We start from the raw sequence: 19469 nt of genomic DNA, 5'->3' as shown, positions 1-19469 counted from the left end.
CCCGTGTGCTCGTTGTCGAGGACGAGGAATCGTTCAGCGACGCGCTGTCCTACATGCTGCGCAAGGAGGGCTTCGAGGTCGCCATCGCCGCGACCGGGCCCGACGGCCTCGACGAGTTCGAGCGCAACGGCGCCGACCTCGTCCTGCTCGACCTGATGCTCCCGGGCCTGCCCGGTACGGAGGTCTGCCGCCAGCTGCGCAGCCGAAGCAACGTCCCGGTCATCATGGTGACCGCCAAGGACAGTGAGATCGACAAGGTCGTCGGGCTGGAGATAGGGGCCGACGACTACGTGACCAAGCCGTTCTCCTCGCGCGAGCTCGTCGCCCGCATCCGCGCCGTGATGCGGCGCCGGGGCGAGGTGGTCGAGCCGACCGTTGCCGCCCTGGAGGCCGGCCCGGTGCGGATGGACGTCGACCGGCACGTGGTGACGGTCGCCGGCGCCAAGGTCGACCTGCCGCTCAAGGAGTTCGACCTGCTGGAGATGCTGCTGCGCAACGCGGGTCGCGTACTGACCCGGATGCAGCTCATCGACCGGGTCTGGGGCGCGGACTACGTGGGCGACACCAAGACGCTGGACGTCCACGTCAAGCGGCTGCGCGCCAAGATCGAACCGGACCCGGGTGCCCCGCGCTACCTGGTGACGGTCCGCGGTCTGGGCTACAAGTTCGAGCCGTAAACCGCCCTTCGCGGAGCGGGGCGGAAGGGCCCGGCAGGCGTCGTACGCGACGCCTCCCGGGCCCTTCGCCGTATCCCGCCACCGGCCGCGCCCGCGGACCGCGCACACCCGTGAGGCTGCGGGGCGGACGCCGCGCCGAGCATCCCGAGCGGACTGGCTCGCCGTCGTACACGAGGGGGCCGGAGCGGAGGCGGGGCAGTCGTCCGCCGCCGCGGAGGGGGCAGTCGTCGGGCCCGGATCGCCGCGTGCTCCCGACCGGAGGCGCACGAAGGCAGACGGGCCGACAGGACGCCGGGCGGGAGTCGTGGGGCGCGGGGACGTGCGTACGGCCCGTCCCCTCGGGAGGGAACGGGCCGTACGCAGGCTTGCGCGACGCGTGCATGCGGGCAGCGCGGCGCGCTGCGGGAACGCGGTCAGGCGGCGGGAGACTCCTCCGTGCCCTCGGACTCCTGCGCGCCCGGGGAGTCGGCGTCCTCGGGGCTCTCGTCGTCGCCGGGTGAGTCGGCGCCCGGCGACTCGGTGTTGCCGGGGCTCTCCTGGCCGTCCTCGCTCGGTGACGGCGACGCGGGCGGGGTCGGGCCCCAGTCGGCGTACTGGCCGCCGGCCGGGACCACGGTCGCGTCGGCGCTGAGGCTGCCGGTCTCGCTCAGCTTGAAGCTGACGGACTGGGCGTTGCCCTCGGTGATGCCGGAGGCGTCGGCGATCTGCGCGGAGGCGTTGCCCTCGCCGCCGAGCTTGAGGGAGCCGCCGGCCGGTACGACGAGGTCGCCCTTGTCGGCCGGCTCCAGCTCGACCTTCCCGGCCCCGCGGACGGTGATGGACGTCAGCTTCTCGTCCTTGTTCCCGTCGTTGAAGATACGGGCGGTGACGGCGACGGGGCTGCCGCTCTCCTCGGAGGTGACGACGTTGATGTTCTGGATCTTGATGTCGTCAACGCTGACCGAGGCGTTGTCCGGGCGCACTCCGCTGGTCTGCGCGTCGAACCCGGCGCCGCAGGCGCCAAGCGAAAGGGTCGAGAGCGCGATGACTGAGGCGGCGACGGCGCCGCGTCGAAGGCTGCTGCTCACGGCGGCGGCATCTCCTAGCGGTGGGTTCGGCAGCTGCTCGCAGAGTCTGGTCGCAACTGTCACAAGGGTCTGTCAGCGGCTCAGAGTACCGACCCCGGAATACGGGCCCACACGCGACCCGCACTTAGCGCCTGTCGACCGATCGCCGCCCGGCCCGCGACGGCTGCCGCAGCCCCCTGGCCGACCCGCGGACGAGCACCTCGATTACGCAAGTGCGGTGAACGGGAGTATGTCTGAGTGAGGCGTGAAGTGTGATGAAGCGGAGGAGCTGTACGGGGCGGTGGCAAGTGAATGTCGCTGCTTCGGGTGAATTGGATCTCGGGGTGTTCACGGACTCTTGATCGGGCCGTGAGTTGATCAATTAACTCCGGCCGAACAACGCTCTCTTAAAATCCGGCAAATCGGACGTACGTCACTCGTTTCCCGCTTCGGGGACGCTGTGGCGGCAGTGTTTCGTGATGCCGTGAGAAGTGTCCCGACCTGCGAATACCCGTCAGGAACGGGGGGTCTCAGCATGTCGCGGGCGCTGTTGTCAAGCCCTGAGATACGGTCTGACCTGCGAAAACGCCATTCGGGAGGCGCTGTCGCCGTGCTATCCTGGATAGCCACGGAAGGGGTACCTGTCACATGACGTTCAAGGTTGGCGACACCGTGGTCTATCCCCATCACGGGGCCGCGCTGATCGAGGCAATTGAAACTCGTCAGATCAAAGGCGTGGACAAGACCTACTTGGTTCTGAAGGTCGCGCAGGGCGATCTGGAGGTTCGCGTACCCGCGGAGAATGCCGAGCTCGTCGGAGTGCGCGACGTGGTCGGCAAGGAGGGCCTGGATCGGGTCTTCGAGGTGCTGCGCGCACCGTATGCCGAAGAGCCCACGAACTGGTCGCGCCGGTACAAGGCGAATCTCGAGAAGCTGGCGTCCGGCGATGTCATCAAGGTCGCCGAGGTCGTGCGCGACCTGTGGCGTCGTGAGCGCGAGCGCGGTCTCTCCGCCGGTGAGAAGCGCATGCTCGCCAAGGCGCGGCAGATTCTCGTCAGTGAGCTCGCGCTCGCTGAGAACACCAACGAAGACAAGGCCGAGGCCCTGCTGGACGAGGTCCTCGCGTCCTGACCCCGTCACCGGGCCGATGACAGTGCGGCCCTCGGTGATACAGGCACAGGCACGATCCGTGTGCATGCAGGGCGTACCGCGATACGCCCTGCACGGCAGACGGTGACGCGAGCGGATCGGCGCACCGCGTGATCGCGGCGGTCCGGCGTGCGGCGGTGACGCCTCGCCGGGCGCCGCGCGGCTCCGTCGCTCCCGATCGGTTCTGTCGTGCGGCGCGTACCCACCTCGAAGCCGCAGCGACAGCCCGGGGCGGGGGCGTGGGTGCTGCACCGCGCCATCAGTGGCTCGGCTCCCCGCGAGCGCGCCGCGTGTCCGCTTTCACCCGCCGTCCCCGGCCTGGGACGGGCTGTGACGGGTGAGGTGGCGCAGGGCGCGCCGCTACGGCAGTGCCGACGACGGCCACCAATCCTGTCAACCGGTGGCCGTACGTCGTACCCGCCGCGTGCCGCGGCGAGTGCCGGGCCCGGGCTGCCGACCGAGCGCTGTCACGGAAGGGCTGCTCAGTCGTGCCACCCGGCACGTTACGGCCCATACCCAAGCACCCCGCGGCCACAAACCTGGCCGTGCACACAAACCTGTCCGAGCAGCCGCACGACACGCCGAGAAGCGGTGGCGGGCGGTGTGAGCGATACGGGCCGTGAGCGCCCGAACGAGCCCCACGAGCGAGGAATGGCCGAAAAAACCAGACCCCCTGCGCGTACCGCCGCCGTGATTCCGGCGGCAGGCCTCGGCACCCGGCTGGGCCCGGGCACTCCCAAGGCGCTGCGCCCGCTGGGCGGTACACCGATCCTGGTGCACGCCGTCCGAGCGATGGCCCTGGCCCGAGCGGTCGATCTGGTCGTGGTGGTCGCACCCCACGACGGGGTCGCCGAGGTCCGTCGCCTGCTGGACGCGCACCCGCTGCCCGCCTACGACGTCACCGAGGTGCTGGTCGTACCCGGCGGCGAGAACCGGCAGGAGTCGGTCGGCCGCGGGCTGGCCGCTCTGCCCACCGATGTGGACGTCGTCCTGGTGCACGACGCGGCCCGGCCCCTGGTGCCGCTGGACACGGTTGCCGCGGTGATCGCCGCGGTCCGGGCGGGCGCTGCCGCCGTCGTGCCGGGGATGCCGCTCGCGGACACGGTCAAGGAGGTGGAGCCGGCCGCCGGATCCGGCGGCCCGGAGACCGTCACCGGGACGCCGGAGCGCGGGCGACTGCGTGCGGTCCAGACCCCGCAGGGCTTCGACCGTGCGGTGCTGGACGAGGCGCACCGCCGTATCGGCCTCGAGGGCGAGGGCGCCACGGACGACGCCGGGATGGTCGAGCGGCTCGGGCGTCCGGTGCTAATCGTGCCGGGCCACGAAGAGGCCTTCAAGATCACCCGACCTCTCGACCTCGTACTCGCCGAGGCTGTGCTCGCCCGAAGGAGGGCCACCGATGGCTTCTGATTCCCCGGCTCCCGGCACGGCCCCTGCTCCCGCGCGGCCGGGGCTGCCGCTGGTCGGCATCGGTACGGATGTGCACGCCTTCGCCACCGGGCGCGAACTGTGGTGTGCGGGCCTGCGCTGGGACGCGCGCACCCCGGAGGGCGAGCCGATCGGTCTCGCCGGTCACTCGGACGGTGACGTCGCCGCGCACGCCGCCTGCGACGCGCTCTTCTCCGCGGCGTCGCTCGGCGATCTCGGCCTGCACTTCGGTACTTCGCGCCCCGAGTGGGCGGGCGCCTCCGGCGTCGCGCTGCTCACCGAGGCGGCGCGGATCGTACGGGCCGCCGGTTTCGAGATCGGCAACGTGGCGATCCAGGTGATCGGGGTGCGGCCGAAGATCGGTACCCGGCGCGAGGAGGCGCAGCAGGTGCTCGCCGCGGCAGTCGGCGCGCCCGTCTCGGTCTCCGGCACGACGACGGACGGGCTCGGACTGACCGGTCGCGCCGAAGGGTTGGCCGCGACCGCCACCGCCCTGATCGTCCGCTCCCGGTAGCCGGCGCGCCCGCCCGGCCCCGCGCCGGACGAGGTGCGCGAGGCCGCGAGTCGGCGGCAGCGGGCCCGCTGCGGGGCGCCCCGCAGCGGGCCCCGATCCGGTCCACCGCCGGCCGGGGCGCCGGGGCCCCCGTCGCACCCGGCGGTTCGACTCGCAGCGCGACACTGCACGACGCGAAACGACGCGAAACGACGCGACACGACAGGCACCGCACCGGCCGGCACGGCATGCGCACGGTGCGCGGTGCGGTTCGGCGGCGGGCCGGGCGAAGAGCCCCGATGCCGCCGTCCGCTGAACTACCGTCGTACGGGGCGTCCGTGCCCGTGGCACCCGCCCGTACAGCGAGTACCGAATCTCACGAACAGGGGCTCATCGTGTCCGTCGTTTTCACCGACAAGCTCAAGCAATTGCTCGACAGCAAGGTCTTCGTCAACGTGGCGACGATCCAGCCCGACGGGAGCCCCCAGGTCTCTCCGGTGTGGGTGAAGCGGGACGGGGACGAACTGCTGCTCTCCACCGTCCTCGGTCGCCGCAAGACCCGGAACCTGGAGCGCGACCCCCGGATCACCGTGGTGGTGCAGCCGGCCGACGAGCCGTACTCCTACGCGGAGGTGCGCGGTTCGGTGACGATGACGACCGAGGGCGGCCAGGAGCTGATCGACGAGCTGGCGCAGAAGTACGTCGGCAAGAGCTACGTCGAGTTCAACCCGTCGGCGGCCGACGAGCCGGCGCGGGTCGTCGTACGAGTCACCCCGCGCAAGGTCGTCGGGCAGGGCGGGCTGGCCTGAGCAGCTGAACGCCGCCCGGACCGGGACGGTTGCGACTCCGCAGTCGGCCGCCGCCGGCTCCGGCGCGAGCCGGGGAGCCGGCACCGGCTCGGGTCCGCACCGTTCGGGCGGCTGGAGTCGGTGCCGGTTTCCACTACCCTTGTCGGGTGACCATTCGGCTGTACGACACCCACGCCCGCCAGATCCGTGACTTCACCCCGCTGCTGCCGGGCTGTGTCTCGATCTACCTGTGTGGCGCCACCGTGCAGTCGGCACCGCACATCGGGCACATCCGCTCGGGGCTCAACTTCGACGTGATGCGTCGGTGGTTCGGCTACCGGGGCTACGAGGTCACTTTCGTGCGCAATGTGACGGACATCGACGACAAGATCATCGCCAAGTCCGCCGAGCAGCAGCGCCCCTGGTGGGCCATCGGCTACGAGAACGAGCGGGCCTTCAACGACGGTTACGCCGCGCTCGGCTGCCTGCCGCCGACGTACGAGCCGCGGGCGACCGGCCATGTGCCGGAGATGATCGAGATGATGCGGGTCCTGATCGACCGGGGCAGCGCCTACGCCGCCGACGGCAACGTCTACTTCGCCGTGCGGTCCTGTCCGAACTATCTCTCCCTCTCCAACCAGGAGCTGGACAATCTGCGCCAGCCCGCGGGTGAGGGCGAGACCGGCAAGCGCGACCCGCGCGACTTCGCCATGTGGAAGGCGACCAAGCCCGGCGAGCCGTACTGGGACACCCCCTGGGGGCCCGGCCGTCCGGGTTGGCACCTGGAGTGCTCGGCGATGGCGCACAAGTACCTCGGCGCCGCGTTCGACATCCACGGCGGCGGCGTCGACCTCGTCTTCCCGCACCACGAGAACGAGATCGCGCAGTCCACCGCCTACGGCGACGACTTCGCCGCCTACTGGCTGCACAACGCCTGGGTGACGATGAGCGGCGAGAAGATGTCCAAGTCACTGGGCAACTCGGTGCTGATCTCCGAGATGGTCAAGCGCTGGCGGCCGATCGTGCTGCGCTACTACCTCGGCACCCCGCACTACCGCTCGATGATCGAGTACAGCGAGGAGTCGCTGAGGGAGGCCGAGACCGCCTTCGCGCGGATCGAGGGCTTTCTGCACCGGGCGGTGGAGCAGGCGGGGCCGGTCGAGCCGGACGCCGAGGTGCCCGCGGAGTTCGCGGCGGCGATGGACGAGGACTTCGGGGTCCCGCAGGCGCTCGCCGTCGTCCACAACACGGTGCGCCAGGGCAACGCCGCGCTGAGCGCCGAGGACAAGGACGGCGTCCTGCGGGCCCTGGGTGAACTGCGCGCCATGCTCGGCGTGTTGGGGCTCGACCCGCTCGACGAGAGCTGGGGCTCCGCAGGCGGCGAGCGGGGCGAGGAGCTGACCGGAGTGGTGGACGCCCTGGTGCGGCTGCTGCTCGACCAGCGGCAGGCCGCCCGTGCTCGCAAGGACTTCGCCACCGCGGACGCGATCAGGGACGAGCTGCAGAACTCCGGTCTGGTCATCGAGGACACCCCGTCCGGCCCGCGCTGGGAGCTCGGCCAGAGCTGAGCACCCGTCCCGCGCGGGAAGCGCGGCCCGTACGAGCCGTACGGGCCCTCGTGCTCCCGCCCGGATCGCCTGCGCGTCGCGGTGCGCGCCGGCCCTGAGACAATTTCTGACGTACCCGAAAGATGAGGACCTCCCATGGCGGGCAACAGCCAACGGCGCAACCGCCGTACAGCCAACAAGAAGGGCGCCCAGCTCGGCAGCGGCGGCCAGCGAAGGCGCGGCCTGGAGGGCAAGGGCCCGACGCCGCCGGCCGAGATGCGCAAGGGCCACGCCAAGCAGCGTGCCGCGCAGGCCCGCGCTCGCAAGGCCACCGGTCGGCCCGCTCCGCGCCGGGGCGGTGCCAGGGGCACCGCCGAGCTGGTCGTCGGCCGCAACTCGGTCTACGAGGCGCTGCGGGACGGCGTTCCGGCCAACACCCTCTACGTGCAGCAGTTCATCGACAGCGACGACCGGGTGCGGGACGCGCTCCGCCTGGCCGCCGACCTCGGTGACATCCACCTGATGGAGGCGCCGCGCGCCGAGCTCGACCGGATGACCGACGGGCTGAACCACCAGGGCATGGTCCTGCAGATCCCGCCCTACGAGTACGCGCACCCCGACGACCTGGTCGTCGCCGCGCACGACGAGGGCCAGGACCCGCTGATCGTCGCGCTCGACGGTGTCACCGACCCGCGGAACCTGGGCGCCGTGGTGCGCTCGGTCTCGGCGTTCGGCGGGCACGGTGTGGTGATCCCCGAGCGCCGCGCCGCCGGCATGACGGCGGGCGCCTGGAAGACCTCCGCCGGTGCCGCGGCCCGTACGCCGGTCGCCCGGGCGAGCAATCTGACCAGGGCGCTGGAGGCGTACCAGAAGGCGGGCTGCTTCGTCGTCGGCCTCGCCGCCGACGGTGACGCCGACCTGCACGAGGTCGAGGCGCTGGACGGCCCGGTCGTCATCGTCGTCGGCAGCGAGGGCAAGGGCCTGTCCCGGCTCGTCGGCGAGACCTGCGACCTGCGAGTGCGCATCCCGATGCCGGGCGGCGACGAGTCGCTCAACGCCGGCGTGGCGGCGGGCGTCGTGCTCTACGAGGCTTCTCGCCGCCGCGCCTGAACCGGCAGCTGGGGGCCCGGCGTTCGGCGTGAGCCGGGCGTCGTGGCCCGCACTTGACCGAGCCTTGACGGGTCGCGGACAGATCCGGCCCGTCAAGGCAGTGTCCTAAGCGTCCGTCACTCGGTTAGATGAGTGTGGACACCAGAACACCCCGCACGCCCACCGGGGAGAGCCCGCCCGGTTCGTACGACAGCCAGTCGGTGCTGAGCGCGGTCAAGGTGCCGTCAGACCCGGCACAGGTGATCGTCAACAACGTGAGTTTCCGGGTGCGGCTGGGCGCGCCCCCCGTCCAGAGCCGCCACGTCGCCGCGAGCGCCGTGCCGTCGAAGGCCGGTGCCGCGCCCGGGCGCACCCCGCACGCCTCGGGCCGCAGACTCGTCTCCGCGGCCGGCGCTCCCGTACCGCTGCTGAACCCCGCGAGCCCGTCCCTCGGCGTTGGCGCGGGCGGACTGCTCGGCGGCGTTCCGCGCGTTCCCGGGGGCTCGGCGCCGACCGCCGCCGGCGACCGGCCCGCCGCCCGGCGCCGTCCGCCGGTCGTCTGGAGCGGTCGCACGATGCCGGGCGACGCGGAGGCCGGGCAACTCCTGCGCGCGGTGCGGCAGTCGACCGCATCACCCGTACCGCCGGTGCTGGACGAGGAGCCGCTCGCGGCCACCACCCAGACGCTGCCGCGGCCCCAGCCGGACTGGGAGGACCCGCCCACGGTGGTGCGCCCGCGGCTGCCGGAGCCGGCGCCCCCGCTGCTGGGCAGCGCACCGCCGGCACGCGGCGCGTACGACGTCGACCCCGACCCGTCCCAGCCCTACCCCGCGTACGACCCGTACGGCACCGGACCGTACGACCCCGACGACCTGTACGACCCCGACGACCCGTACGGCGCCGCCGAGCGGTCGGCCGGCGACGGGCTCCGGGACGCCGACGGGCAGGACGCCCGCCGCCGGGCCGCGCCGCTGCCCGCCGAGAGCGGTGACTCCGGCCGCGGGGAAGGCCGTTCGACGCGCGAGGCGACCCGCCACGCGTACTACCCGGACCGCCGGATGAACCTCGGCATCGTCCTGCTGCCGCTGCGCTTCTTCCTCGGCTTCATCTCGCTCTACGCGGGCATGGGCAAGCTCACCGACCCGGTCTACTTCGACGGTGGCGAGCGCGGCTCCATGGTGACCTGGCTGCGCGGGCTCGAACCGTGGTCCATCGCCTCGCCGTTGCACGACTTCGCCGTCTCGCACCCCGTGGGCGCCGGTCTGACGGTGGCCTTCCTCCAGGTCGTCGTCGGCGTACTGACGATCTTCGGCCTCTGGCAACGCGCGGTGGCCGGCGTCGGCGCGCTGCTGTCGGTGGTGCTGCTGATGACCATCAGCTGGAACACCGTGGCGGCCTACGACGCACCGGACATCATCTACCTCGCCGCCTGGTCGCCGCTGATCATCGCCGGTGCCCCCGTCTACTCGCTCGACGCCCGCCTGGCGGGAGAGGCCTGGCGGACGCTCGGGCCGCGCTCCCGGCTGGTCGACCTGCGCCGGCGGGTACTCCGGCGGGGCGTGCTGCTGGTGACGCTGCTCGTGGGGCTGGCACTGCTGATCGGCTCGATCCTCGGCAGCGCCGTACGGTCCTCCCAGGTCGCGACCGTTCCGGAGCCCGGAGAGGCGCCGCGCAACAACCTGCCCGGTTCGCCCGCGCCGAAGGAGCCGCGTTCCGCGACGCCCTCGGCCACCGAGGGGCCCGGCGCGGAACCGACCGCCGGCCAGTCCGCCGACCCCGACCAGCGGCGCTCCGACCCGCCGAGCCAGGGGCCCGGCGCCGACGGCGGCGCCCGGAGCGGACCCAGCCAGGACCAGACAGTCCAGGCCCCGCCGCCCGAGCAGGAGCAGAACCAGCCCGCACCTCCGCAACAGCCGGAGGCACCCGCGCCCACCACGGGCGGCGGCGAAGCCCCCGACAACGGCGGTGCCGGTGGTGGCGACGGCGGCGGCGAGGCGCAGCGCGAGAGCGACGAAGGTGGCAGCTCCGGCCGCGGCGCACTCGGCGGCCTGCTCGGCCGCTGACGGCGTCCGCCGCCGCTGCCGCCCCGTGGCGTCACATCGCGGGGCGGCAGCGGCGGCTGCGCGTACGGGGCGGTCGGTGGCCCGTACGCGTACGGGGCGGCCTCGGGGCGGGATCGTGTGCGTACGGCTCGGTCGTGGGCCCGGATCGTGTCAGTACGGGTCGGCCGGTGGACGCGCCCGTGCGTGTACGGGCGCGGTGTGGCCGGCGAGTCGAACGGAGGGGCCCCGCACGGGAGTTGGACGCCGTGAGGGGCCCCTCCGTTTCGCGGCACGTGCCCGGTGGAGTCCGCCGAGCCGGCGTGCCACGGCCCCGCGCTGGGCGAGCGGAAAGCATGCGGTTGCCGTACCAGCCCTGTTCGGCGGCCCGTTGGCCCGTCCGTCGGTCAGCCGGTCAGCCGGTCAGCCGGTCAGCCGGTCGGTCGGTCGGGTGGTGGGGCCGTCGGCCGGTCAGTCGGCAGGGCGGTCGCGGGGGAGGGCCAGTTCGCGGGCGGCCTCGGTGAGGTCCTTGGCGGTGTCGATGGCCCGCCAGTACGCGCCGTGGGGCAGTGGGAAGCCGGCCAGCCGGTTCTGGCGGGCGAGGCCGGGGAAGGTCGTACGTTCGTGGTCGCCGCGTTCCGGCAGCAGTGCGGCGAACTCGGCGGCGCAGACGTAGACGCCCGCGTTCACCTCGAAGTTGACCGTCGGGGACTCGATGAAGTCGACGACGTGGCCGAAGTCGTCGGTGCGGACCGCGCCCCACGGCAGTTGCGGCCGGGCGAGGGCGAGGGTGGCGAGAGCGCCGCGTTCGGCGTGGAAGGCGGCCATCTCGCGCAGCGGGAAGCGGGTCCAGATGTCGCCGTTGGTGGCGTACCAGGGTTCGTCGGGGCGGGGGAGCGCGGCGGCGGCGTACTTGAGGCCGCCACCGCGTCCCAACGGTTCCGTCTCGACCACCGTGCGGGTGCTCAGCGGCAGTTCGGTCTCCGCCAGCCAGCGTTCCAGCACGGAGGCGAGGTGCCCGCAGGAGATGACCGCGTCGGTGACGCCCTCCTCGGCGAGCCAGGCCAGTTGGTGGCCGATGATCGGGGTCCCGGTGCCGGGGATCTCGACCATCGGCTTGGGCCGGTCGTCGGTGTAGGGCCGCAGGCGGGAACCCTGGCCACCGGCCAGGATCACCGCCTGCGTGGGGAGTTCGTGCACGCGCGGGCTCATGCCCGCACGGTAGGCACGGGGGTGCGGTCAGCGGCTCTCGGCCACGCCGGAGGCGAAGGAGGTGTCGCAGACCGGGCGGGAGAACTCCTGAGCGCGTTCCACCGAGCCGTACTTGAGCACCGCTTCGCGCCCCAGCACCTCGGCGAGGTCCTGGCAGTGCGCGGCGAGCGACGGCTTGCGGTCGACCGCTCGCTGGAGACTGGTGAGTGCGACGCCCGGGTCCTGTGCGCGGAGTTCCTCGACGAGGCCGTCCTGGAGCTTGATGTAGGCCGGACTCCGTGAGGTCGTCGACTCGTTGAGGCCTTCGTCGGCGGCCGAGGCGAGCACCTGCGACTCCGAAGGGGCCATCGCCCACGGCACCTGGGCGACTGCGAGCGTCCCGGACAGCACCAGGACAACCGGGAGGACGAGGGCGAGAGTTCTGCCGATACGGCGTACTGCTGCCTGATTCACTGGTTGATTCCTCGCGACGGTGCCCCCGGGTTCGGGGGCAGGGGCGGACAGACCCCGGTAAACGGAGCCACCAGTGATGGTAGCGAGGAGTTGCCGTCCAGCGACATTCAGTCACTCTGACGAGGTAATAATCGGCGTTTGGTGCGGGTGACGTGTTGACGCACGGGGACCGAAAAGGGGCCCTGTGTCCGCTGTGCGCGGATACAAGGCCCCTCTGCCTACCCGGAGTTGATACGGATCAGTCCCGGCGGACGTTTCGGTGCGACGAGCTGCCCGGTCTCGGGCGGCCCGGTGCTGCCCGGCGGTTCGCTCAGTCGCTCAGGCGCTCGCCGGAGGAGGTGGCGAACACGTGGGTCTCCCCGGCCCGCGGCACGACGTGCAGCTCGGAACCCTTCTCCGGCACCTCGCGGCCACCGACCCGGATCACCAAGTCCTTCTCCTGCCCGCCGACATGGGCGGTGCCGTAGACGTACGCGTCGGCGCCGAGCTCCTCGACGACGTTCACCGTGATGGCCATGCCCGCCGGCTGGTCCTTGCTGACCGTCTTGCCGGAGGACTCGCCGTCCACCAGGTCGAAGTGCTCCGGGCGGACGCCCACGGTGACCGTGGTGTCGCCCTTGTCCGCTGCCTCGGAGACGGCCGAACGCTCCACCGGCACCACGCTGTTGCCGAACTTCACGCCGCCGTCGGTGATCGGCACCTCGACCAGGTTCATCGCGGGCGAGCCGATGAAGCCGGCGACGAAGAGGTTCTGCGGCCGGTCGTACATCTCGCGCGGCGAGGCGACCTGCTGAAGCAGGCCGTCCTTCAGGACCGCCACGCGGTCGCCCATCGTCATGGCCTCGACCTGGTCGTGGGTGACGTAGACGGTGGTGATGCCCAACCGCCGCTGGAGCGAGGCGATCTGGGTACGGGTCTGGACGCGCAGCTTGGCGTCCAGGTTGGACAGCGGCTCGTCCATGAGGAAGACCTGCGGCTCACGGACGATCGCGCGGCCCATCGCCACACGCTGGCGCTGACCGCCGGAGAGCGCCTTCGGCTTGCGGTCGAGGTACTCGGTGAGGTCGAGGATCTTGGCGGCGTCCTCGACCTTCTTGCGGATCTCGTCCTTCGGCACGCCCGCGATCTTCAGCGCGAAGCCCATGTTCTGGGCGACGGACATGTGCGGGTAGAGCGCGTAGTTCTGGAACACCATGGCGATGTCCCGGTCCTTGGGCGGAAGGTGGGTGACGTCGCGGTCACCGATCCGGATCGCACCGTCGTTGACGTCCTCCAGGCCCGCGAGCATCCGCAGGGAGGTGGACTTGCCACAGCCGGAGGGGCCGACGAGGACGAGGAACTCGCCGTCCTCGATCTCGATCTCGAGCTGGTCGACGGCGGGCTTGTCGCTGCCCGGGTAGATGCGGGAAGCCTTGTCGTACGTGACCGTAGCCATGCTGTTGTACTCCTTCACCGGCAGGAACGTGCCGGACGATCCGAGTAAAGGGAGAGCCGCCCACGGACGTGGACGCCGCCTGACGCTAACCCGCCCGCACCCGGCTTGTCAGCCCCCGGCGACCTGCCGGTTTCCACCACTTCCCGGCCCGTCCCCCACCCGCTACCGCCACCGCCCCGTACCGTCCGTACCGGTGTTGCCGGGCGCGGAACGCCTTGGCCGGTGCGGCGGCGCGCGTTGTAGAGTGGTGCCGCACCGCGCGGGCGTACGCCTCGGGCACGACCCGCCGCGCGCCTCCTTAGCTCAGCTGGCCAGAGCAACGCACTTGTAATGCGTAGGTCGCCGGTTCGACTCCGGCAGGGGGCTCCTGTGGAACCCCAGGTCAGATGGTCTCTGACCTGGGGTTTTCTGCTGCTCGGGGGCTCAGTGCGCGCGTCGTCGGCGTCGACTCCGGGTCGTACGGCTGTCGGTGGTCTCAGCGGGCCCAGCAGGCGCGGCAGGCGGCGTCTCCCATGCGGCGCGGCAGCAGATCACTGCCGTCGTGATCAACAGTGGCTGTTCCGGGAAGCGCACGCATGGCCATGCTCTGGCCGGATCGCCCCCTTGTGTGCCCTTCGTGGCCATGTCACACAGTTCAGAGGCGGGAGCCGGACGAGGGGAGCACTGCATGTCGGTGTTGGGTGCCTATTCGGTAGGGCCATCGGACTGGGCTGTCGAGCGGTTCGGCCGACAAGCCGGTGCGCTTGTCTCTGCGATTCCGGCGCAGCTGGCCGAGGCGCACGGGAAGGCTCATGCTGCGCACCTCGCTGCCGGGCTGAAGAAGCGAAGTCCGTACGGTGTCGCCCTTGCCGGTGTGGTGCGCGGGAATCTGGCGGCCATGGCGCGCGAGTTGGGAGAGGTCGTCCGAGATGTGCGGGGGTACGAGTACGCGGTGATCAACGGTCACGCACTCCTCCCCTTCCGCTATGCAGCCAGCCCGAAGCCTCTTGACCGAGCGCGGCTGCCGGCCAATGCGTCACCGACTCGGCGCAGGCTGTTCCGGGCGCATGGGCCGCAACCGCCGGAAGGCCTCTTCGACGTCGACGAGGACTTGGTGACGGAGGAGTACCTCGGGCTCCACGAAGCGTTCGAGGAGCTGGGAGCTTCCACCAGGTTGGTCTGCGTGTTCTTCACGGCAGATGCGGAAGACGGCATACACGTCATCCACTGGGGGGACGCCCACCTCGAACCCGACCGCACGTTCACGTGGCCCCACAGGGAACAGCTCGCAGTCGCTCCCCTGCAGGTTGAGTGATGGCGCCAGCGCCTCCGCTCTGCAGGTTCCTCCGAGCGCTGACGGGGCGCGTGGGTTTGCGGGCGCCCAGTCAGCGCCGGCAGTAGATCCAGTTGCCCACCGAGCGACCGGCCTCCGGCAGGGGGCTCGGTGAGGACCCCGGGTCACGTTGGTTGTGGCCCGGGGTTTTCTGGTGTTCGGGGGTGGGTGGTCAGGGGGTGGTGTCGGTGGCGACGAAGCGGAGTTCCGAGGTGTAGCGGTGGCCCTGGTCGTCGGTGAGCCAGCTCTGTTCCGGGGAGGGGAGCATCTCGGTGATCCGTACGGTGCCGCCCGGGTCCTTGCGGGTGAGGCGGCGCAGTGCCTTGGCGAGGATGGTGAGGTAGACCGGGCTGTCGAAGTCCACGTAGAACGGCCGGGATTCGGTCGGGGAGACCACGAAGACGAAGCGCGGCAGGCCCAGTCGGGCGCGCCAGCGGCGGGCGAGGACGAAGCGTCGGGCCTCGTCCTTCTCCTCGGCGAAGTCGGTGGCGGACGGTGTGCGCCAGGTCTCGCGGGCGATCACCAGTCGGTCCACGGTGACGCGTGGGGTGTGGTCGGCGTCGGGCAGGACCTGGAAGAGGTCCATGGCGAGTGTGGTCAGAACGTGGGAGAACACGTCGGTGACCGGGAAGTGCGAACCGTCCGGCAGCCGGACCCGCAGAGTGCCGTCGTGGTCCTCCACGGTGGCGTCCGAGCTGCGGAAGGTGTGCGGTCGGGCGGGGTCGGCGGTGAAGTCGGCCAGGGCGACCTGGCGGTCCTGGGGGCGTACGAGGGTCTGCCGGACCCGGGCGGAGAGCCGGGAGCGGTGTTCCTTGGGGATCAGTGGCAGCAGCCGGGGGGCGGGGTGGTCCCGGTCGGTGAGTTGCAGGAGTTCGGCGATGTCGGGGTGCTGGTGGGTGAAGAGGGAGGCGCCCAGGGTGTTGGAGGCCAGGTGGAGTTCGCCGAGTACGGCGGTGAACTCGCCGCGGGCGGCGGCCTGCGGGCCGTCGGCGGCGAGCATCACGTCGGGGCTCAGAGAGCGGGCCGCGGTCCAGCTCTCGCCCGCCCCGGCGAACTCCGCGCGCACCCGCTCCTCGATGTCGGCCAGTCGTACGGTCAGCCGGCGGTGGGTGGGTGCCTGCGCGGGGGGATGCGTTGGGGCTGCCGCGGGGTCGGCGGAGTCGGGGTGCGCGGCGTCGGGGCGTGCGGCGTCGGGTCCTGCGGTGGAGTCGGGGCGTTCGGCGGTGGCGGGGTCGTCGGAGGCGGAGGGGTTGAGGATGCGTTGCCAGCGTTGGGCGAACTCCGTCTGGAGATCGGAGGCCGCGGTGCGGGCGGAGCCGTGCAGCACGGGCAGGCAGGCGAACCAGAAGGAGGCGAGGTCGACCGGGCCCTCGGCGGCGAGGCGGGCGTACACCTGGCGGGCCTCGGCGGTGACCACGGCGGTGAGGCCGGAGGTCAGCCAACGGGTGCTGTCCATCAGGGCGGTGAGGGGACGCAGGGTCTCCAGTACGGCGGGCCCCGTGGTGGCGGTGGCGGAGCGGCGCGCGTCGGAGTAGACGGTGGCGCGGCACGGTGCGGTGGTGGCGGACTTCTCCCGGGTGGCGCGTACGTCGGTCAGCTCGGTGAACTCCGCCTCCAACTCGACCATGGCGGCGACGAGTTCGTCGGCACCGCGGGCCTGTGCCACGCGGGCGCGTCCGCGTTCCAGCCGGTCCAGGGCGGCCAGTCCGCGCTCGCGGGCGGCCGGGTCGCCGACGGCGGCCAGCCAGCTGCGCAGGGCGCGGTCGGGGTGGGTGTCGGCGGGCACGTCCAGCCGCCACACCACCCAGCGGCGCGTGACCAGTTCCTCCAGCAGGGCGGGCACGTCGACCTCGGGCGCGGTGTGAGCCAGTTCGGCGGCGATGGCGCGGGCCGGACGGACGCCGTCGCAGAGGTCGAGGACGGCGGCGGTGTGTGCGGGGACGTCGATCGGGCGCCGGCCGGGGACGCGGACCGTACCGTTCGCGACGGAGACGAAGGGCACTCGGCGGGGCGCCGTCCACTCCCGCAGCACGGGGTCGGCGTCCAGGGTTTTGACCAGTGCGTCGATGGCCCAACTCGCCCAGTACACGGTGGAGTCGGAGATCAGCCCGACGCCCGGGTCCACCGCGACGCCCGGGGCGCCTGTCCGCTCGGTGTCGAGGTCCCAGCGGCCCCAGCCGACGGGGCCGAAGAAGCCGATGGTGTCGTTTTTGACGCAGAAGCGCTGCCAGTAGTGGGCGACGAGTTCCTCGCGCTGTCGCGGCATGCTGCTGCGTTTGTCGGTGGCGGGGTCCCAGCGCAGGAACGGGGCGATACCGGAGGTGAGGACCGGGCGGTTCTGCCAGGCGACCGCTTCCCGGAAGGCGGGCGTCCGGGCGATGTGCTGGAGCGTACGGGCGGTCTCCACCGCGGCCTCGTCGACCAGCCCTGCGAAGGCCGTCCAGTCGGGGCCGGTGAGCGGGTCCTGCGGCGCGAACTTGTCGGCGGCCTCGGCGAGTCCGGGGGGTGCCAGGCGCAGTACGTCCCTCGGCCGCTGGCGGCTGTGGGAGCAGTTCGCGTTGCGCGGCCCGGGCTTCCCCGCCGAGGGCGTACTGCGCCTGGCACCCCCCGGACTCGCCGAGGCCGCCGACAAGTTCGCGCCGCAGGACCCGCTCACCGGCCCCGACTGGACGGCCTTCGCAGGGCTGGTCGACGAGGCCGCGGTGGAGACCGCCCGTACGCTCCAGCACATCGCCCGGACGCCCGCCTTCCGGGAAGCGGTCGCCTGGCAGAACCGCCCGGTCCTCACCTCCGGTATCGCCCCGTTCCTGCGCTGGGACCCCGCCACCGACAAACGCAGCAGCATGCCGCGACAGCGCGAGGAACTCGTCGCCCACTACTGGCAGCGCTTCTGCGTCAAAAACGACACCATCGGCTTCTTCGGCCCCGTCGGCTGGGGCCGCTGGGACCTCGACACCGAGCGGACAGGCGCCCCGGGCGTCGCGGTGGACCCGGGCGTCGGGCTGATCTCCGACTCCACCGTGTACTGGGCGAGTTGGGCCATCGACGCACTGGTCAAAACCCTGGACGCCGACCCCGTGCTGCGGGAGTGGACGGCGCCCCGCCGAGTGCCCTTCGTCTCCGTCGCGAACGGTACGGTCCGCGTCCCCGGCCGGCGCCCGATCGACGTCCCCGCACACACCGCCGCCGTCCTCGACCTCTGCGACGGCGTCCGTCCGGCCCGCGCCATCGCCGCCGAACTGGCTCACACCGCGCCCGAGGTCGACGTGCCCGCCCTGCTGGAGGAACTGGTCACGCGCCGCTGGGTGGTGTGGCGGCTGGACGTGCCCGCCGACACCCACCCCGACCGCCACCGCCGGAACGGAGGCAACCGGCACCGAGGAACTGCTGGTCGAGATCTTCCGGGAGGTGCTGGGCGCATCCGAACTCGACGCCGACGCCGACTTCTACGAGGCCGGCGGCGACTCCCTGACGGCGTTCCAGATCACGGGCCGCTTCCAGGACGAGCGGAACATCGAGGTCCCCGTCTCGCTGGTCTTCGCCTACCCGACACCGCGGGAACTGGCCGAGGTCATCGACACGGACTTCTGACCGGCGGGCCGGGCGTGCGGGAGGGTGGTCTGCGCGCCCGGCCCGCCGGTCAGAAGTCCGTGTCGATGACCTCGGCCAGTTCCCGCGGTGTCGGGTAGGCGAAGACCAGCGAGACGGGGACCTCGATGTTCCGCTCGTCCTGGAAGCGGCCCGTGATCTGGAACGCCGTCAGGGAGTCGCCGCCGGCCTCGTAGAAGTCGGCGTCGGCGTCGAGTTCGGATGCGCCCAGCACCTCCCGGAAGATCTCGACCAGCAGTTCCTCGGTGCCGGTTGCCTCCGTTCCGGCGGTGGCGGTCGGGGTGGTGACGGTGGTGTCCGTGCTCATGGCGTGTGCTCCTGTGGGTGCTGGTGTGAGTGGAGTGGGGTCTGGTGCCCGTGGGGGCGGTCGGCGGTTTCGGGTGCGGTGCCCCGCTCGGCGCCGGTGCGGGAGCGGCAGAGGGCGGCGAGGCGTTCGGGGGTGTTGCCGCCGGAGACGACGGCCACCGCCCGCTCGCGGCGGCCCGCTCGCAGCGCCCCGGCCAGGGCGACCGCCCCGCTGGGTTCCGCGTGCACGCCGAGCCGGCGCAGCTGTTCGGCGGCGGCCAGGATCGCCTCCTCCCCGACGACGATCAGCTCGTCGACGTGGTCCCGGACGATCGGGTACGGGACGGCGCCCGGGCTCTGGCCCCGCAGCCCGTCCGCGACGGTTGTGCAGGGCGGCAGCCGCACGGGCCGGCCGGCGGCCAGCGAGCGGGCGTAGCGGGGGGTGAGAGCCGGCTCCACGCCGACCACCCGGACCGGGCGCCCGATCGCCGCGAGGCAGGTGCCCGCGAGTAGTCCGCCGCCCCCCGTCGGAACGTAGAGCGCCTCGGTCTCCGGTGCCTCGGCGAGCACTTCCGCGCCGACGGTTCCCTGACCGGCGACCACGAGGGGGTGGTCGGAGGAGGGGATCAGTACGGCACCGGTCTCCTCTGCCAGGGCGCGGGCGCGTGCCTCGCGTTCCTCGACCCCGCCCTCGGTGAGCACGGTTTCGGCGCCGAGCGCGTGGAGTGCGGCCACCTTGGCGGGCGACGCGGCGGCGGTCAGCACGACGACGAGCGGTACGCGCAGCCGCCGGGCGATCCGGGCGAGGGCGATGCCGTGGTTGCCCGACGAGCCGGTGACGATGCGCCGGGCGCCGAGCGCGAGAACGGCGTTGGCCGCGCCGCGGGTCTTGAACGAGCCGCCGAGC

General features: G+C 72.2%; 17 protein-coding genes, 1 tRNA gene and 1 pseudogene. 12 read left to right on the top strand and 7 right to left on the bottom strand.

Translation table 11 applies throughout. The annotated features are described in order from the left end of the window. Positions 1-5: 5 nt before the first annotated feature. Positions 6-677 (top strand): two-component system response regulator PhoP, encoded by a 672-nt coding sequence (gene phoP, locus JGS22_RS05645; RefSeq protein ID WP_505011422.1) that lies wholly within the window; start codon positions 6-8, stop codon positions 675-677. A gap of 413 nt (positions 678-1090) precedes the next feature. On the opposite strand, the gene JGS22_RS05640 is transcribed toward phoP, so the two are convergent. Then, positions 1091-1744 (bottom strand): copper chaperone PCu(A)C domain-containing protein, encoded by a 654-nt coding sequence (locus JGS22_RS05640; protein ID WP_211041445.1) that lies wholly within the window; start codon positions 1742-1744, stop codon positions 1091-1093. Between the two features lie 627 nt (positions 1745-2371). Between JGS22_RS05640 and JGS22_RS05635 the strand changes: the two genes are divergently transcribed. From JGS22_RS05635 to JGS22_RS05605, 7 genes are all read left to right on the top strand, one after another. Next, positions 2372-2854, top strand: coding sequence for a CarD family transcriptional regulator (locus tag JGS22_RS05635; RefSeq protein WP_211041446.1), 483 nt, complete (start codon positions 2372-2374; stop codon positions 2852-2854). Positions 2855-3523: 669 nt separating this feature from the next. After that, complete coding sequence (gene ispD, locus JGS22_RS05630) at positions 3524-4282, top strand: 2-C-methyl-D-erythritol 4-phosphate cytidylyltransferase (RefSeq protein WP_211041447.1); 759 nt, start codon at positions 3524-3526, stop codon at positions 4280-4282. Then, the gene (gene ispF, locus JGS22_RS05625) at positions 4272-4814 is read left to right on the top strand and encodes a 2-C-methyl-D-erythritol 2,4-cyclodiphosphate synthase (protein ID WP_211041448.1); all 543 of its coding nucleotides are present in this window, start codon (positions 4272-4274) and stop codon (positions 4812-4814) included. Before ispD ends, ispF begins: the two co-directional genes overlap by 11 nt. A gap of 374 nt (positions 4815-5188) precedes the next feature. Continuing rightward, the gene (locus tag JGS22_RS05620; RefSeq protein WP_211041449.1) at positions 5189-5602 is read left to right on the top strand and encodes a PPOX class F420-dependent oxidoreductase; all 414 of its coding nucleotides are present in this window, start codon (positions 5189-5191) and stop codon (positions 5600-5602) included. A gap of 146 nt (positions 5603-5748) precedes the next feature. Continuing rightward, the gene (cysS, locus tag JGS22_RS05615; RefSeq protein ID WP_211041450.1) at positions 5749-7149 is read left to right on the top strand and encodes a cysteine--tRNA ligase; all 1401 of its coding nucleotides are present in this window, start codon (positions 5749-5751) and stop codon (positions 7147-7149) included. 135 nt (positions 7150-7284) lie between these two features. Next, complete coding sequence (gene rlmB / locus JGS22_RS05610; RefSeq protein ID WP_211041451.1) at positions 7285-8238, top strand: 23S rRNA (guanosine(2251)-2'-O)-methyltransferase RlmB; 954 nt, start codon at positions 7285-7287, stop codon at positions 8236-8238. A 128-nt stretch (positions 8239-8366) separates the two neighbouring features. Then, the gene (locus JGS22_RS05605; RefSeq protein ID WP_211041452.1) at positions 8367-10280 is read left to right on the top strand and encodes a DoxX family protein; all 1914 of its coding nucleotides are present in this window, start codon (positions 8367-8369) and stop codon (positions 10278-10280) included. 447 nt (positions 10281-10727) lie between these two features. Here JGS22_RS05605 and JGS22_RS05600 read toward each other — a convergent pair whose 3' ends face one another. The 3 genes from JGS22_RS05600 to JGS22_RS05590 all read right to left on the bottom strand — a co-directional run bounded on the left by JGS22_RS05600 (position 10728) and on the right by JGS22_RS05590 (position 13356). After that, positions 10728-11468, bottom strand: a complete 741-nt coding sequence (locus JGS22_RS05600; protein WP_211041453.1) for a nucleotidyltransferase family protein — start codon at positions 11466-11468, stop codon at positions 10728-10730. Between the two features lie 27 nt (positions 11469-11495). Continuing rightward, positions 11496-11921, bottom strand: coding sequence for a hypothetical protein (locus JGS22_RS05595; RefSeq protein WP_211041454.1), 426 nt, complete (start codon positions 11919-11921; stop codon positions 11496-11498). Positions 11922-12231: 310 nt separating this feature from the next. After that, positions 12232-13356: an ABC transporter ATP-binding protein gene (locus JGS22_RS05590; RefSeq protein ID WP_211041455.1), complete on the bottom strand. Its 1125-nt coding sequence runs from the start codon at positions 13354-13356 to the stop codon at positions 12232-12234. A gap of 292 nt (positions 13357-13648) precedes the next feature. Here JGS22_RS05590 and JGS22_RS05585 point away from each other — a divergent pair. Together JGS22_RS05585 and JGS22_RS05580 are read left to right on the top strand one after the other, a co-directional pair. After that, positions 13649-13722 (top strand) — tRNA-Thr (locus tag JGS22_RS05585). A gap of 301 nt (positions 13723-14023) precedes the next feature. Next, positions 14024-14650, top strand: a complete 627-nt coding sequence (locus JGS22_RS05580; RefSeq protein ID WP_211041456.1) for a hypothetical protein — start codon at positions 14024-14026, stop codon at positions 14648-14650. Between the two features lie 190 nt (positions 14651-14840). Here JGS22_RS05580 and JGS22_RS05575 read toward each other — a convergent pair whose 3' ends face one another. Next, positions 14841-17075: a lantibiotic dehydratase gene (locus JGS22_RS05575; protein ID WP_308405531.1), complete on the bottom strand. Its 2235-nt coding sequence runs from the start codon at positions 17073-17075 to the stop codon at positions 14841-14843. On the opposite strand from JGS22_RS05575, the pseudogene JGS22_RS26045 reads away from it, so the two are divergent. Both JGS22_RS26045 and JGS22_RS05565 read left to right on the top strand, forming a co-directional pair. Further along, positions 17047-18003: pseudogene (locus JGS22_RS26045) on the top strand (lantibiotic dehydratase); the annotation flags it as partial. The gene JGS22_RS05575 and the pseudogene JGS22_RS26045 overlap by 29 nt on opposite strands. A gap of 73 nt (positions 18004-18076) precedes the next feature. After that, positions 18077-18259, top strand: coding sequence for an acyl carrier protein (locus JGS22_RS05565; RefSeq protein WP_308405799.1), 183 nt, complete (start codon positions 18077-18079; stop codon positions 18257-18259). 49 nt (positions 18260-18308) lie between these two features. Here JGS22_RS05565 and JGS22_RS05560 read toward each other — a convergent pair whose 3' ends face one another. Beyond that, the gene (locus JGS22_RS05560; protein WP_211040824.1) at positions 18309-18584 is read right to left on the bottom strand and encodes an acyl carrier protein; all 276 of its coding nucleotides are present in this window, start codon (positions 18582-18584) and stop codon (positions 18309-18311) included. Then, positions 18581-19469, bottom strand: an 889-nt coding sequence (locus JGS22_RS05555; RefSeq protein ID WP_216814850.1) for a threonine ammonia-lyase, incomplete at its 5' end; no start/stop codon positions are given. The genes JGS22_RS05555 and JGS22_RS05560, both read right to left, overlap by 4 nt.

The sequence above is a fragment of the Streptomyces tardus genome (assembly GCF_018101125.2).
In the GTDB taxonomy this organism is placed as follows: Bacteria; Actinomycetota; Actinomycetes; order Streptomycetales; family Streptomycetaceae; genus Streptomyces; species Streptomyces tardus.
Note: the sequence above shows the minus strand (reverse complement) of the source record. Positions and strands in the feature narration are given on the sequence as shown.